The sequence below is a fragment of the Pseudomonas sp. GW822-FHT01E03 genome (assembly GCF_058802985.1).
Genome location: NZ_JBXAOQ010000001.1, coordinates 135,584 through 150,079 on the forward strand (window position 1 = coordinate 135,584; position 14,496 = coordinate 150,079).

Genomic DNA, 14,496 nt, shown 5'->3' on the forward strand with positions numbered 1-14,496 from the left:
ATGAGCCTGTTATTGCTACTGGTCGCCTGTCTGCTGACCTGTCTGGAAAAGCCTTGGCGTGGCATAGCTCTTCCTCGGCGTCATAACCATCAATATCCCGACCTGCTCGTGCGCCTGAATCAAGGAGTGACCCATGAAAATCAGTGTATTTGGTAGCGGATATGTCGGCCTGGTGCAGGCAGCGGTATTGGCGGAAGTCGGCCACGACGTGGTCTGCATGGACGTTGACGAGAGTAAAGTCGAACTGCTCCAACAGGGCCACGTGAGCATATTCGAACCCGGGCTGGCCAGCCTGGTACGCGAAGGCCTTGACGCCAGGCGGTTGCAGTTCACCAGCGACGAAAAATTCGCCGTCCAGCACGGACAGGTGCTGTTCATCGCCGTTGGCACTCCGTCACGGGACGACGGCTCGGCGGACTTGCGCTACGTGATGTCGGTGGGCGACGCCGTGGCCCGTCATCGCGAGCAACCGGCGATCCTGGTGGAGAAGTCCACCGTCCCGGTCGGCACCGGCGATGCCTTGCGAGCACACATCGACAAATGCCTGATCAGCGTCGGACGCGTATTGCAGTTCGATATTGTCTCCAATCCGGAATTCTTGAAAGAAGGTTCGGCCGTGGCCGACTGCCGACGCCCTGACCGTATCGTCATCGGCTGTGAACGCGAAGAAGTGCGTGAGGTGATGCGTGATCTGTACTCGCCCTTCAACCGCAACCATGAGCGCATCATGTTCATGGACCTGCGCAGCGCCGAGCTGACCAAGTACGCCGCCAACTGCATGCTGGCGACCAAGATCAGCTTCATCAACCAGATCGCAGAACTGGCCGAACACCTGGGTGCCGACATCGAATCGATACGCCTGGGCATCGGCGCCGACTCCCGCATCGGCTACCACTTCATCTACCCCGGTTGCGGCTACGGTGGCTCATGTTTCCCCAAGGACATGCGCGCCCTGATCCACAGCGCTGAACAGGCCCATTGCTCCAGTGACCTGCTGCAAGCGGTGGAAGCCATCAACGAGCGGCAGAAATACAAGCTGTTCGAGCGCATCAACGCGTTCTACAAGGGCGACTTGCGTGGCAGGACCTTTGCTCTGTGGGGCCTGGCATTCAAGCCAAACACCGACGACATGCGCGATGCGCCGAGCCGGGTGTTGCTCGAATCCTTGTGGGCCGCCGGAGCGCATGTCCGTGCGTTCGATCCGGAAGCCATGCAGGAAACCCAGAAGCTGTATCCCGATGAATCGAAGCTGATGCTCATGGGTACACCCGAGTCGGTCTTGTCCGGTGCCGATGCACTGATCATCTGCACCGAATGGCAACAGTTCAAGGCGCCGGACTTTCAACTGATCCGGCAGCGGCTCAACGCACCGCTGATCTTCGATGGCCGCAACCTTTACGACACAGACCGTCTGGCACGCATCGGTTTCACCTACTTCCCGATCGGTCGGGGCGAGTCGAGCAAATTGCCGATTCCGTACCAGCAATGGTTTGCCGAGTCAGTGGTCGCCTGAACAGCCTGTTCCCTCACATCCGCCAACAGTCTCCCGCGCTGGGTCTGCACGGCCGTCGGGGCATTGCCGCCAGTGCTGGGCGGGCGGTTCGACAAAAATGATTTTGTGCTGCGGCACCTCAAGCAAATCCCGTAGCAACGACCGCGTATCTGACTGCTAGAGTAGCGCTCACGATCGGGCTGATGCCGGCCCGATTGAATAAGGATATTCGCGCCGTGACCAGCTACTCCCCCCTCATCCGCCGCCTGTTGATCTGCTCGCTGACCATCGTCGTCAGCCGCGCCATCACCAGCCCTTTGCTCACGCTATTCGTCAGCGACAAGCTGGGACTCAACCAGCAGGACGTTGGCTTGCTGCTCGGCATTGCGGTGTTCGTCGCCACCCTGCTCTCCCTGTATGGCGGCTACATCATCGATCGCTTCGAAAAGCGCCGGTTGCTGATTCTCTCGATGGCGTCCAGCGCTGTCGGCCTGGTGTTGCTGACCTTTGCTGAAAACCTCTACCTGACTACCATCACCCTGATCGTCACCGAAACCGCTTCATCGCTGTTCCTCATCGGTTCGAAAGCGATCCTCAGCGACAACCTCCCGGTGGGTCAACGCGCCAAGGCGTTTTCCCTGAGCTATACGCTGACCAACATTGGCTACGCTGTCGGGCCGATGCTCGGTGTGCTGATTGCCGGAGCCTTTGCCAGTGCCCCCTTCCTGATCGCTGCGGCCATCGCTTTTTTCAGTATTTTCCTGATGACCGGGATCGCGAAGGACCCGGCGCGCTCGCCTGTCGGCGGCCAGGGGCAGAGTTTCCTCAAAACCCTGATCACCCTGAAAAACGACCGCACCCTGATCCTGTTCACCGCCGGTTGCCTGCTCAGCACCGTGGTGCACGGGCGATTTACCTTTTACCTGTCGCAGTACCTGCTGGTGACCAGCAATCCCCAACACACCATGGAAATCATGGCCGCCCTGCTCGCCTGCAACGCCATCAGTGTGATCTTGCTGCAATACCAGATCGGGCGTTTTCTCAAGCGCGAGCAACTGCGCCAATGGATCATGGCCGGCACCGGCCTGTTCATCCTCGGGCTGATCGGTTTCAGCCTGGCGGACAGCCTGGTGAGCTGGTGCGTGGCGATGTTCGTCTTCACCCTCGGTGAAATCATCATTTACCCGGCCGAGTTTCTCTTCGTCGACACCCTGGCACCGGAAGAACTGCGGGGCAGCTACTACGGCGCGCAAAACCTTGCTGCCCTTGGCGGTGCGTTGAGCCCGGTGATTTGCGGCTTCATGCTGATGCACACCCCGGCGCCGACGATGTTTTATGCCTTGAGTGCACTCGCGGCCCTGGGTGGTTTGCTGTGCTACACAAGCGGTCGATGGAGCAAATTACAGCAAAATTAATGCACTGAAAGCTCATTAATATGAATTTGTCAGTAGCAGGATTGGACGGCACACTGTGCGCGTTCCTCCCCCAACAGTTGGAACAACTTCAAGGGCTTTCTGGGTTCCCCAGCCAAGCCCTTTTTTTTGCCTGGATTTTCTGCCGGAGTCTTCTCGAAATGCTTGCTCGCTGGTTGCCCGCCGCCATCAACACCCGCCCCACCGAATGGAGCCGTGCCGCCATCGGCATGGCCCTGGGGACACTGATGAGCGTGTGGCTCTGTAGCCAGGTGTTCGGCATTGAGGTGGCCCAGCACCTGATCGGCCCGCTGGGGGCGTCGGCGGTGCTGTTGTTTGCCGTGTCTTCGGGCGCGCTCGCCCAGCCCTGGTCGATTCTCGGTGGTTACTTGAGCGCCGGTGTGATTGCCCTGCTGGTGGCCCATGTGTTGGGCCGGACCCTGGGTAGCGCTTGCCTGGCGGCGGGCATGGCGTTGATCCTGATGTGCTGGCTGCGGTGCCTGCATCCACCGGCCGGTGCGTTGGCCCTGACCCTGGTGCTGGCCGATCCTGCAACCATTGCCATGGACTGGAAAGCCATTGGGCCGGTGATGCTCAGCGCCGCGACGATGCTGCTGTGCGCCCTGGCCTACAACAACCTGACCCGCGTTCGTTACCCCAAGAGCGCCAGCGAGCCCGCGGCCAGGATTCCTGCCGATCACCCGCCGGTCGACCGTCAGGCCATCACCGCCGAAGACCTGAAACTGGCGTTGGCCGACATGGAAGCGTTCTATGACGTGACCCCCGAAGACCTTGAACAATTGATCCAGGCCAGCGAACTGCACGCCAAACGCCGCAGCGTTGGCGAAGTGTTCGCCCCACGACTGTAAGTCGCTGTTCTGGAGGTTCTTTTGCCGTGGCCGGGCGGTTCTGGCATCCTGCGCCTCCATTTTCTGACCCGGCCCGCCTTCTGGCACGCAAACCACCATGACCGCCTCCGAAAAAGCCCCCGCTCCACGCCACAGCGACCTGATCTACGGCCTCGATGACCGCCCGCATCTGACCGCCACCGTCTTCGCCGCCCTGCAACACGTGCTGGCAAGTTTCGTCGGCATCATCACCCCGACGCTGATCATGGGCAGCGCCCTGGGCCTGCAAAGCGAAATTCCTTACCTGATCAGCATGGCGCTGTTCGTTTCCGGCCTGGGCACCTTCGTGCAGGCGCGGCGCTTCGGCCCGGTGGGCTCTGGCCTGTTGTGCCTGCAAGGCACCAGTTTCTCGTTCATCAGCGTGATTCTCAGCGCCGGCTTCATGGTCAAGGCTCGTGGTGGCGGTACCGATGAGATTCTCTCGACCATTTTCGGCGTGTGCTTTTTTGCCGCGTTCATCGAGGTGGTGTTGAGCCAGTTCATTGGCAAATTGCGCATGCTGATCACCCCGGTGGTGACCGGCACGATCATCACGCTGATGGGCTTGTCGCTGATCAAGGTGGCGATGACCGACATCGCCGGCGGCTTCGGCGCCCCTGACCTGGGAGCGGCCAGTCACCTGGCCCTGGCGGCGCTGGTGCTGGGAACCATCGTAGTGTTGAACCGGGTGGATGTGCCGTTTCTGCGCCTGGGGGCGATTGTCATCGGCCTGACCCTGGGCTACGGGGTGGCATGGCTCATGGGCCAGGTGGATTTCAACAGCCTGCCCGAAGTGCCGCTGATGAGCGTACCGGTGCCGTTCAAATACGGGTTCTCCTTCGATTGGGTGGCGTTCATTCCGGTGGCGGTGATTTTCCTCGTGTCGCCGCTGGAGGCCGCCGGTGACCTCACGGCCAACTCGATGATCTCCCGGCAACCGGTCAAAGGCCCGGTGTACATTCGCCGGATCAAGTCCGGCCTGCTCGCCGATGGCCTCAACTCGGCCATGGCCGCGGTGTTCAACAGCATGCCGATGGTGACCTTCGCCCAGAACAACGGGGTGATCCAGCTCACCGGCGTGGCCAGCCGCTACGTGGCGTTTTTCATTGCCGGATTGCTGGTGGTGCTTGGCCTGTTCCCGATGATCGGCGCGGTACTGCAACTGATGCCGAAACCGGTGCTCGGTGGCGCGGAACTGGTGATGTTCGGCACCGTCGCCGTGGCCGGGATCAAGATTCTCGCCGAAGCCGGCCTGCATCGGCGCAACATGCTGATCGTGGCGATCTCCATCGGCATGGGCCTGGGCGTGGCCGCCGTGCCGGAAGTCTTGCGTGAACTGCCCAAGGCTCTGCACAACATTTTCGAATCGCCCATCACCGTCGGCGCGCTGTGCGCTATCGTTCTTAATATCTTCCTGCCCGAGGAGTTCATCGAGCTGGAGGAGGACGAATTCGATCCGGAAGCCTCCGTGCTTCAGGTGATGCAGAACCCCGATGTGACCGCCAGGGATGAACCCGCAAAGGCTGCGGTGGTTGCACAGTCGAACCACTAGTCGGGCTCAAGGGCTGAGCCGCTGGCGGTTCAGCCTTTTTCAGATGAGAGCACGTCCATGCGTAGCCTCCACGCGGTCCTGATTTCCCTCCTGCTTTGTCTGAGCGCCTGTTCCTCGCTGCCCAATCGAGACCCGTTGAAAATCAACGTCGTGGATGTCGAACCCCTGCAAGGCGAAGGCATGGAAGTGCGCTTTGCCGTGAGAATCCGCGTGCAGAACCCCAATGACTACACCCTCACCTACAGCGGCGTTGCCTTGGACCTGGACATCAACGGCCAGCCCTTCGCCTCTGGCGTCACCGATGAGAGGGGTACGATCGGGCGCTTTTCCGACACCATCGTCAGCGTACCGGTCAGCGTTTCGGCGTTTTCGATGATCCGCCAGACCTATGGCATCAGCCAGATGGAAACCCTCAACAACATGCCTTATGTCCTGCGCGGCAAGCTCTCGGGTGGGGTGTTCAACACGAAGCGTTTCGTGGACAGTGGCACGCTCAATCTGCCTGGACCGACCACTGGCAGCCGTTAAACGCCTTGGATGAATTGGCTGTTGCGCCGCTGAATTCACTCGGTGTCATTGAGAATCAGGCTGCGGTAATGCCCCGGATTTGACCCCGACCATTTGCGAAACGCCTTGTAGAACGAACTGACGTCAGCGAACCCGAGCCGCGTGGCGATTTCGCTGAAGCTGATCGTGGGTTCCGCCAGCCAGACAATCGCCAACTCCTTGCGTACGCCGTCCTTGAGGCCTTGGTAGGTTTGCCCTTCTTCGGCCAGTCGGCGGCGCAAGGTTGAAGCCGACATGCACAGGCGTTGCGCCAGGGCTTCGGTTTCCGGCCAGTGTTCGGCCGGCAGGTGGCGCAGGTCGTGTTTGATGCGGCTGGCCAGGCTCTGCGGATCGCGGTACTTCACCAGAATGTTCGCTGGCGCACGGGCCAGGAATCGCTCGAGTTCTTCAGGGCTGCGCTTGATGGACAGGTCCAGGCAATCGGCGGAGAAAATCATCCGGGTGCGTGGGCGGTCGAAGCGCAGGTTCTCGGAAAACATCACCTGATAGTCATCGCAGAAATCCGGCCTGGAACAGCGCAGCTCGATGGCAAGGATCGGAATCCGCCGTCCTGCCAGCCAGCAGGCAACGCCGTGCACGATCATCCAGTAAGTGAAATAAGTGAAGGCCCTGCGCGGGTCCTTGTCGTCCTCCAGCAGGACGATTTCCGCCAGGCTTTGCTGACGTACCAACTGCGCCGGCAAGTATTCGAGGATCAACGACAGAAACGCCAGGCCGCTGGCCAATCCCGCCGCCACGTTGGGCTGGAGCATGGCGCTGCGACACAGGAACGCAAAGCTGCCGGATTTGAGTTTGCGTGGGTCCATGCCAAAGAACTCATCATCCCCGCGCCGTGCCAGCAACCGCCACAGGCGCGCATAAGCCGTGGCCGGAACACGGGCGTCGGTGCTGCCCAACAATTGCGGGTCGATGCCGACCTTGATCAACACCTCATCCGTGGCGATTCCTGGCGCGCAGCTTTGCAACAGCGCTTCACGCACCAGTTGAATGGAGATGGTGTCTTTTTCCGACATGGATCGCGGCAAGCCCTGTTCTTGTTCGAGTGGGGGCATATTAGCTGAAACAGTATCCCTGTTGATTGATCCACCGCTATCGCGAGCAAGCTCGCTCCCACACTGGATCTGCGTTGTTCACAAATGCTGTGAACACCCGGATTCCTGTGGGAGCGAGCTTGCTCGCGATGGCTTTTCTGAATTCACAGAATGCGGTAGAGCAACCGTTCGATCCGCACACGACTCACGCGCTTGAGGAACTTGGCCACGCCCGCCGGGTATTCGGCCAGGGTTTCCAGGTTCTGGAAGTGCTCGATTCGCCGGGTGTGCTGGAAGATCTCCGCCAGCTCTTTGCCACGCGGTTCCAGCAGTTCGCCATGGGGATCATCGAGCAACAAGGCGTTTTCCAGATCGAGTCGAAACGCTCGCGGGTTGAGGTTGTTACCGGTCAGCAAGGTATAGCGCCGGTCGATCCACATGCCCTTGAGGTGGTAGGTGTTGTCACCGTCACGCCACAGATGCAGGTTCAACTGCCCGCTGTCGATGTTGCGCTGATGACGCTTGGCAAACCGGCGCAAGCTGATTTCGTACAGGTACGGCAGCGCCGAAATGACCCGGAACGGTTCGCTCGGCGGAATGTAGAAGTCGTTGGCCGTCTTGTCGCCGACCACAATGTCGATCTTCACCCCGCGGGCCAGCGCGCGGTTGATCTCGCGGATGATCGCCAGCGGCAGGTTGAAGTACGGTGTGCAAATGGTCAGTTGCTGCTGGGCGCTGGCGATCAGTTCGCAGATCACCCGGTTCAGCGGATTGTTCTTGCCGACGCCAAGCAGCGGGCTGACGGACAAACCGGTCCTGTCGGTGGTGCCCTGCGTGGTGTCGTACGCCGCGTGCTTGAGGCGGCTGCGCAGGTCACCGATGTCATTGCGCAGGCTGCGGGTGGTCGGCAGGTTTGGCAGGTCGAGGCGGTGCACCGCTTTGGAAGCCACCAGGCCGTGCTGCACCAGATGTTGCATCGAATCGGCCAGTTCACGATTGTGCAGCAGGTGATAGCGGTCGTAGCGGTACTTGTCGAACTTGTGCAGATAGACGTTGTTCAGGCTCGCACCGCTGTAGATCACGCAGTCATCGATCACGAAGCCTTTAAGGTGCAACACACCGAACAGTTCGCGGGTTTGTACCGGGACGCCGTAGATCGGCACTTCGCTGGCATGGGTGCGGGTCATTTCCTGATACCAGGCGGAGTTGCCCGGTTGCTTGCCGGCACCGATCAGGCCGCGCTGGGCGCGCAGCCAGTCGACGACCACCACCACGTCCAGTTCCGGACGCGCCAGTTTGGCGGCGTGCAAGGCATCGAGAATTTCCTGGCCGGCTTCATCCTGTTGCAGGTACAGCGCAACGATGTAGATGCGCCGGGTCGCGCTGGCGATTTTCTCCAGCAGGCAACGACGGAATTCGGCAGCGCCGCAGAGGATGCCAACGGCATCGGCCGTCAGCGGAAAACTGCGCAACTTGGGCAGCAGGGAGCGTTTGAAAAGCGACGGCATAGGGCTCGCAATGGGTCGAATCCGAAGAATCCAAGAGCTTACACCATCGATGGGTTCGGGTCTTGTTACTGTCTGTAATGCCCTCTTCGCGAGCAAGCTCGCTCCCACAGGGGAACGCATTTCAAATGTGGGAGTGGGCTTGCTCGCGAAGGTAATTTGTCAGGCGGCGCAAAAACAAATTGACCATGGAGAACGATCGTTCTACTGTTTGCAGCATGAACGAAATCACTAGCAACGACACACGCGACATCATTCTGGATGTCACCGAAAAGTTGATCTACAAAAGTGGCATAGCCGCCACTGGCATGGATCTTCTGGTGAAAACCGCCGGCGTCTCCAGAAAAAGTATCTACCGCTACTTCGCCAACAAGGACGAACTGGTGGTGGCCGCCCTGCAACGCCGGGACCAGCGCTGGATGCACTGGTACAGAGACGCAGTCGGCCAGGCACAAACCCCGGCCGAGCGACTGCTCAACCTGTTTACCGTACTCAAATCGTGGTTCGCCTCCGACGGTTTCCGCGGCTGCGCGTTCATCAACACCAGTGGCGAAACCGGCGACCCGCAAGACCCGGTGCGCCTGCTCGCCAAAGAGCATAAACAGAAGCTGCTCGACTACGTGTGCGAGCTGTGTACCGAACATGGCGCCGAGGATCCGCAACTGCTGGCCAAACAGCTGCTGATCCTGATCGACGGTGCCATTACCGTGGCGCTTGTCATGGGTGATCACAGTGCCGCCGATAATGCGCAATGCATGGCGCGAAAGTTATTGGACCTGTAGCAACCTGATCAAGCTCGACTGTTGTTTTAACTTTAACTTGATACGGAGACTTTAAATGTCTAATGCCGAAGTTCGTCCGCCATTACCCCCTTTCACCCGTGAATCGGCCATTGAAAAAGTTCGCCTGGCCGAAGACGGCTGGAACTCCCGGGACCCGGAGCGGGTGTCCCTGGCCTATACCCTGGACACTAAGTGGCGCAATCGCGCCGAGTTCGCCTATAACCGCGAAGAAGCCAAAGGCTTCCTGACCCGCAAGTGGGCCAAGGAGCTTGATTATCGGTTGATCAAGGAGCTGTGGGCGTTCACCGACAACCGAATTGCCGTGCGTTATGCCTATGAATGGCATGACGACTCGGGCAACTGGTTCCGCTCCTACGGCAACGAAAACTGGGAGTTCAACGAGGACGGCCTGATGGCCCGCCGCTTCGCCTGCATCAACGACATGCCGATCAAGGAAAGCGAGCGCAAGTTCCACTGGCCGCTGGGGCGTCGACCTGACGATCATCCGAGTTTGTCGGATCTGGGCTTGTAATTCAGCTTCACGCTAAACCCTGTGGGAGCGAGCTTGCTCGCGATAGCGGTTGTACATTCAACAGATCTGTTGCCTGTCACACCGCCATCGCGAGCAAGCTCGCTCCCACATTGGTTTTGTGTTGTACAGATGAGTAAGATGCTGCCCTTCCCCGCAGCCTCTTTCTGCACCCGCCGAATAAGCCGATCCCATGCCTTTCGAACTCAGCGTTGACCTCTCCACCCTGGCCATCCTGGCCTTAGTCGCTTTTGTTGCCGGTTTCATCGACGCCATCGCCGGTGGCGGTGGGCTGTTGACCACCCCGGCCTTGTTGACCGCCGGCCTGCCGCCGCATCTGGTGCTGGGCACCAACAAACTCAGCTCGACCTTCGGCTCGGCCATCGCCAGCTTCACCTTCTACCGCCGCAAGCTGTTCCACCCCGCGCAATGGATTCATGCCATCGTCGGCACCCTGGTCGGAGCGCTGACCGGTGCCGTGGTCGCGCATTACCTGCCGGCGGAATGGCTGAACAAGATGCTGCCGGTGATCGTCTTCGCTTGCGGTGTCTATCTATTGTTTGGCGGCACGCCAAAAGCGCCACTGGACAGCGAGGCACCGATCAAGAAAAAGTGGCAGTCGACCCAAGGCTTCAGCCTCGGTTTCTATGACGGTGTAGCGGGTCCCGGCACGGGCGCGTTCTGGACCGTGAGCAGCCTGCTGCTCTACCCCATCGATCTGGTGAAAGCCAGCGGTGTGGCACGCAGCATGAACTTCGTCAGCAACGCGGCGGCGCTGTCGATCTTCATCTTTTCCGGTCAGGTGGACTGGATCATCGGCCTGTGCATGGGCTTGTCGTTGATGGTCGGCGCCTTCTTCGGCGCCCGCACCGCCATCAGCGGCGGCGCGAAATTCATTCGTCCGGTGTTCATCACCGTGGTGCTGGGCCTGACCGTGCGCCTAGCCTGGCAGCACTGGTTCAGCGTGGCCTAAGCGCCGCGCCACGTAGACGTCGATCAGGTAACGGGCAATCGAGCGTGACGCCGGTAACGGCGGCAGCTCGTGCACGTTGAACCACTGGGCGTCCTCGATCTCGTCTTCCTGACAGACGATCTCGCCACCGGCATATTCGGCGTGAAAGCCGAGCATCATCGAGTGCGGGAACGGCCAGCACTGGCTGCCCATGTACTGGATGTTCCTGACCTCGATGCTCACCTCTTCGCGAACTTCGCGAATCAGGCAGTCCTCGGCCGATTCGCCCGGCTCGGCAAACCCGGCCAGGGTGCTGTAGACACCGCTGACAAAACGCGGTGAGCGCGCCAACAGCACTTCATCGCCTCGGGTCACCAGTACGATCATGCTCGGCGAAATCCGTGGGTAGCTGCGCAGATCGCACGGCTGACAGTACATCGCCCGTTCGCGTGGCACCTGGGTCATGGCCTGACCGCAGTTACCGCAATAGCGGTGTTCACGGGCCCAGGTGCCGATCTGTGCGGCGTAACCGAGCACCTTGTAGAGCGTGTGATCGCCTTCGAGCATGAACGCCCGCAGGCCTTTCCAGTTGCAACCCGACACTTCGCTGTGACTGCGCAACTCCAGCAGATAGACCGGCTCGCCATCGAGATGACCGATGCCATGCTCGGCAAGAATCGACAGGTCCTGGCGCTTGAGCCATTCGCGAGCGAACAGTGCGCCGTTGTCATCGAACAGAAAGCCTTCGGGGCTGCGCGCGATGGCCCAGCCGCCGGGTTGATCGGTGTCCAGTACTGCGGTGGTCCAGCGAGGAATCATGGTTAATCAATCCAGAAATTCGGGTTTCTGTTTGCTCATATGGGCGGCCATGGCCACGCGCAGATCGGTGGATTGCAGCATGGCGGCGTTCCAGGTGGCGATGTATTCGAGGCCGTCATCGATGCGATGGTCGCGCATGTAGCTGATCATTTCCTTGGTGCCGGTGACGGCGATCGGCGACTTGCTGGCGATTGCGTAGGCAATGCCCATGACGCCGTCGAGCAGGCTGGCGTTGTCGCTGTAGACGCGATTGACCAAGCCCATGCCTCGCGCTTCATCGGCGCCGAAGGTGCGACCAGTGTAAGCCAGTTCGCGCAGCATGCCGTCACCGATGATCCGCGGCAAGCGTTGCAGCGTGCCAACGTCGGCGGCCATGCCGATGTCGATTTCCTTGATCGAAAACTGTGCGTCCTCGGCGGCATAACGCATGTCGCAGGCGGCAATCAGGTCGATGGCGCCCCCCAGGCAGTAACCCTGAATGGCCGCAAGCACCGGTTTGCGGCAGTTATCGACGGCATTGAACGACGCTTGCAGGGTGAGGATCTTGCGCCGCAAAAGGCGCGCATTGCGTCCGACGTCCTTGCCCAGCTCATTGGCCACACCGGCCAGCATCATCAGGTCGATCCCCGAGGAGAAATGCTTGCCTGCCCCGCTGAGGACCACCACGCGCACTTCATCGGTGTCGTCGATCCACTGGAAGATCTCGACGATCTCGCTCCAGAACGCCGCGTTCATCGAGTTGATCTTCTCCGGGCGGTTGATCTGTACGTGGGCGATTTTATCGACCAGCTCGACGTTGAACGCGCTGTATTGAGACATGCCAATGATCCTTTTGCGGGCAAAAATGAGGCCCGAACTATAACAAGGCATCAAGGTGGGCAGTAAGGCAGCGGTTCGGCCAAATGCGGGACTCAAACCAGCGCACCAGAACAGTGCGCTACTGATAAATCGTGTCGCACATTTATATGACTGCCCAGTGACTTTTTGAGGCCAAAACGCAAAAAAACATGCACTTCGTCGGAGCGTTTGCACCTCGATCAGGCACGTCCGTACCGCTACAAACCGATTGTCGAACAATTTTGCCATCCGGCCTTTACCGCTCTAAGTTCTGGCCTAGACTCATTTTCTCAAGGCGAAACCGGTCGGTCACAAAGTGGAAAAATAGTCGAAACTTTTTCCAATCCCGATCGGTCCTCTGACAAGAAGGTGCGTTGCGACTGGTGCAATCTTTGCAACGGCTGATTCAACCCTTTTGCTTCGACGCATTGGGCAGCGCTTGCTCACTGATGCGCAGCGCGATTGCGCCCGGCCACAGCAATTGGCCATGAAACACCGTTTGCCAGACCTAAGAATTAGATCAACAACACGGGAGATTCATATGATCAGTACGGCTTTGGAAATACAGGGAGAGCGTGCTCATCAGGTCGGCGAATCGAGCGCCGTAACTGCCGCAAACACCCAACCCGTCGGCGTTCCTGGCACCAGGACGCTGACTCCGGCAGCCAACCAGAATCCGAACCGTAAAAAAGTGTTGTTCGTCACCTCGGAAATTGCCGACCTGGTGAAGACCGGTGGCCTGGGCGACGTTTCCGCGGCGCTGCCACGGGCCATGGCCCATCTGCACGATGTGCGGGTACTGATCCCGGGTTACCCGCAGGTGCTGAACAGCGAAAATCCGATCCATATCATTGGCGAGCTTGGCGGTCATGCTGCGCTGCCACCGTGCAAGATCGGGCGCATGGACATGCCCGACGGTCTGGTCATTTACGTACTGATTTGCCCCGAACTCTACGAGCGCGAAGGTTCGCCCTACGGCGCCAACAACGGCCGCGACTGGCCGGACAACCATATCCGCTTCGCCCGCCTGGGCCTGGCGGCGGCCGATATTGCCGCCAACCTCGCGCAGATCCATTGGTGCCCGGATCTGGTGCACGCCCACGACTGGCCGGCCGGCCTGGCCCCGGCCTACATGCACTGGCGTGGGCAGCGTACGCCGACGCTGTTCACCATTCACAACCTGGCCTATCAAGGCGTGACCAGTCTGGGCTCGTGCCCCGAACTGGGCATTCCCCATCACGCGCTGCAACAGGAAGGCATGGAGTTCTACGGCAAGATGTCGTTCCTCAAGGCCGGCATGGCCTATTCGAGCCACATCACCACGGTCAGCGCAACCTACGCCCAGGAAATCACCACCCCGGATTTCGGCTGCGGCCTGGACGGTTTTCTCGCCGCCAAGACCCAGCAAGGCCTGCTCAGCGGGATTCCCAACGGCATCGATGAAAGCTGGGATGCGGCGACCGATCCGCACCTGTTCTGCCCGTTCAGCATCGGCGACTGGGATGGCAAGGCGGTGAACGCCGCCCATGTCCGCGAGCTGTTCGGTCTGGAAGATTCCCAAGGGCCGCTGTTCGCCGTGGTTTCGCGCCTGGTCTACCAGAAAGGCCTGGACCTGACCGAAGCGGTGTCCGAGTACATCGTCAAGTCCGGCGGCCAGATCGCGATCATCGGCCGTGGCGAGCCGGAAGAAGAACAGTCGATGCGCCAGCTTGCCCTGCGTTTCCCCGGGCAGATCGGCGTACGCATCGGCTTCAACGAAACCGACGCCCGGCGCATGTTCGCCGGCAGCGACTTCCTGCTGATGCCTTCGCGTTACGAGCCATGCGGCCTGAGCCAGATGTACGCCCAGCGCTTCGGTTCGTTGCCGGTGGCGCGCAACACCGGTGGCCTGGCCGACACCATCGAAAACGGCGTGACCGGTTTCCTGTTCGATGAATCCACGGTGCAGAGCTACCAGGAAGCCCTGAGCCGCGCGTTCAAGGTGTTCGCCTTTCCCGACCTGCTGCACGCCATGCGCTGCCGGGCCATGGCGGCGCCGTTCAACTGGTGCAAGGCGGTCGAACCCTACGCCGAGCTCTACGAACAGCTTGTGGCCAAGGCATTGGGGAAATCGCACAAACAGTAAGAGGCT

At 60.1% G+C, this 14,496-nt stretch carries 13 protein-coding genes; 9 read left to right on the forward strand and 4 right to left on the reverse strand.

The annotated features are described in order from the left end of the window. Positions 1-133: 133 nt before the first annotated feature. From AC1RP7_RS00620 to AC1RP7_RS00640, 5 genes are all read left to right on the forward strand, one after another. Entirely contained in the window at positions 134-1,513 is a 1,380-nt protein-coding gene (locus AC1RP7_RS00620) for a UDP-glucose dehydrogenase family protein (protein ID WP_493180868.1), read from the forward strand. 182 nt (positions 1,514-1,695) lie between these two features. Next, positions 1,696-2,907 (forward strand): MFS transporter, encoded by a 1,212-nt coding sequence (locus AC1RP7_RS00625; RefSeq protein WP_493183923.1) that lies wholly within the window; start codon positions 1,696-1,698, stop codon positions 2,905-2,907. 158 nt (positions 2,908-3,065) lie between these two features. Continuing rightward, positions 3,066-3,773 carry an HPP family protein gene (locus AC1RP7_RS00630; RefSeq protein ID WP_493180866.1) on the forward strand — a complete coding sequence of 236 codons (708 nt, stop codon included), beginning with the start codon at positions 3,066-3,068 and terminating at the stop codon, positions 3,771-3,773. Between the two features lie 97 nt (positions 3,774-3,870). Further along, positions 3,871-5,343 carry a nucleobase:cation symporter-2 family protein gene (locus AC1RP7_RS00635; protein ID WP_150813227.1) on the forward strand — a complete coding sequence of 491 codons (1,473 nt, stop codon included), beginning with the start codon at positions 3,871-3,873 and terminating at the stop codon, positions 5,341-5,343. Between the two features lie 57 nt (positions 5,344-5,400). Beyond that, positions 5,401-5,871, forward strand: coding sequence for an LEA/WHy family protein (locus AC1RP7_RS00640; protein ID WP_057714946.1), 471 nt, complete (start codon positions 5,401-5,403; stop codon positions 5,869-5,871). Positions 5,872-5,906: 35 nt separating this feature from the next. Here the strand turns inward: AC1RP7_RS00640 and AC1RP7_RS00645 are convergent, their stop codons facing one another. Continuing rightward, positions 5,907-6,923, reverse strand: a complete 1,017-nt coding sequence (locus tag AC1RP7_RS00645; protein WP_493181012.1) for an AraC family transcriptional regulator — start codon at positions 6,921-6,923, stop codon at positions 5,907-5,909. Positions 6,924-7,105: 182 nt separating this feature from the next. Next, positions 7,106-8,449, reverse strand: coding sequence for a CDP-diacylglycerol--serine O-phosphatidyltransferase (pssA, locus tag AC1RP7_RS00650; protein WP_493180865.1), 1,344 nt, complete (start codon positions 8,447-8,449; stop codon positions 7,106-7,108). A gap of 215 nt (positions 8,450-8,664) precedes the next feature. Here pssA and AC1RP7_RS00655 point away from each other — a divergent pair, with 215 nt between their 5' ends. The 3 genes from AC1RP7_RS00655 (at position 8,665) to AC1RP7_RS00665 (ending at position 10,730) form a co-directional block, all read left to right on the forward strand. Beyond that, positions 8,665-9,228 (forward strand): TetR/AcrR family transcriptional regulator, encoded by a 564-nt coding sequence (locus AC1RP7_RS00655; RefSeq protein WP_218495974.1) that lies wholly within the window; start codon positions 8,665-8,667, stop codon positions 9,226-9,228. 55 nt (positions 9,229-9,283) lie between these two features. Continuing rightward, positions 9,284-9,760: a nuclear transport factor 2 family protein gene (locus AC1RP7_RS00660; RefSeq protein ID WP_020799197.1), complete on the forward strand. Its 477-nt coding sequence runs from the start codon at positions 9,284-9,286 to the stop codon at positions 9,758-9,760. A gap of 190 nt (positions 9,761-9,950) precedes the next feature. Next, positions 9,951-10,730: a TSUP family transporter gene (locus AC1RP7_RS00665; RefSeq protein ID WP_057714950.1), complete on the forward strand. Its 780-nt coding sequence runs from the start codon at positions 9,951-9,953 to the stop codon at positions 10,728-10,730. Here the strand turns inward: AC1RP7_RS00665 and nudC are convergent. Beyond that, positions 10,698-11,528, reverse strand: a complete 831-nt coding sequence (gene nudC / locus AC1RP7_RS00670; RefSeq protein ID WP_057714951.1) for an NAD(+) diphosphatase — start codon at positions 11,526-11,528, stop codon at positions 10,698-10,700. The genes AC1RP7_RS00665 and nudC overlap by 33 nt on opposite strands. Before the next feature lie 6 nt (positions 11,529-11,534). Continuing rightward, entirely contained in the window at positions 11,535-12,347 is an 813-nt protein-coding gene (locus tag AC1RP7_RS00675) for a crotonase/enoyl-CoA hydratase family protein (protein WP_057714952.1), read from the reverse strand. Between the two features lie 559 nt (positions 12,348-12,906). Between AC1RP7_RS00675 and glgA the strand changes: the two genes are divergently transcribed. Beyond that, on the forward strand, positions 12,907-14,490 hold the full coding sequence (gene glgA, locus AC1RP7_RS00680) for a glycogen synthase GlgA (protein ID WP_218495976.1): 1,584 nt from the start codon (positions 12,907-12,909) through the stop codon (positions 14,488-14,490). The last annotated feature ends 6 nt before the right edge of the window (positions 14,491-14,496 follow it).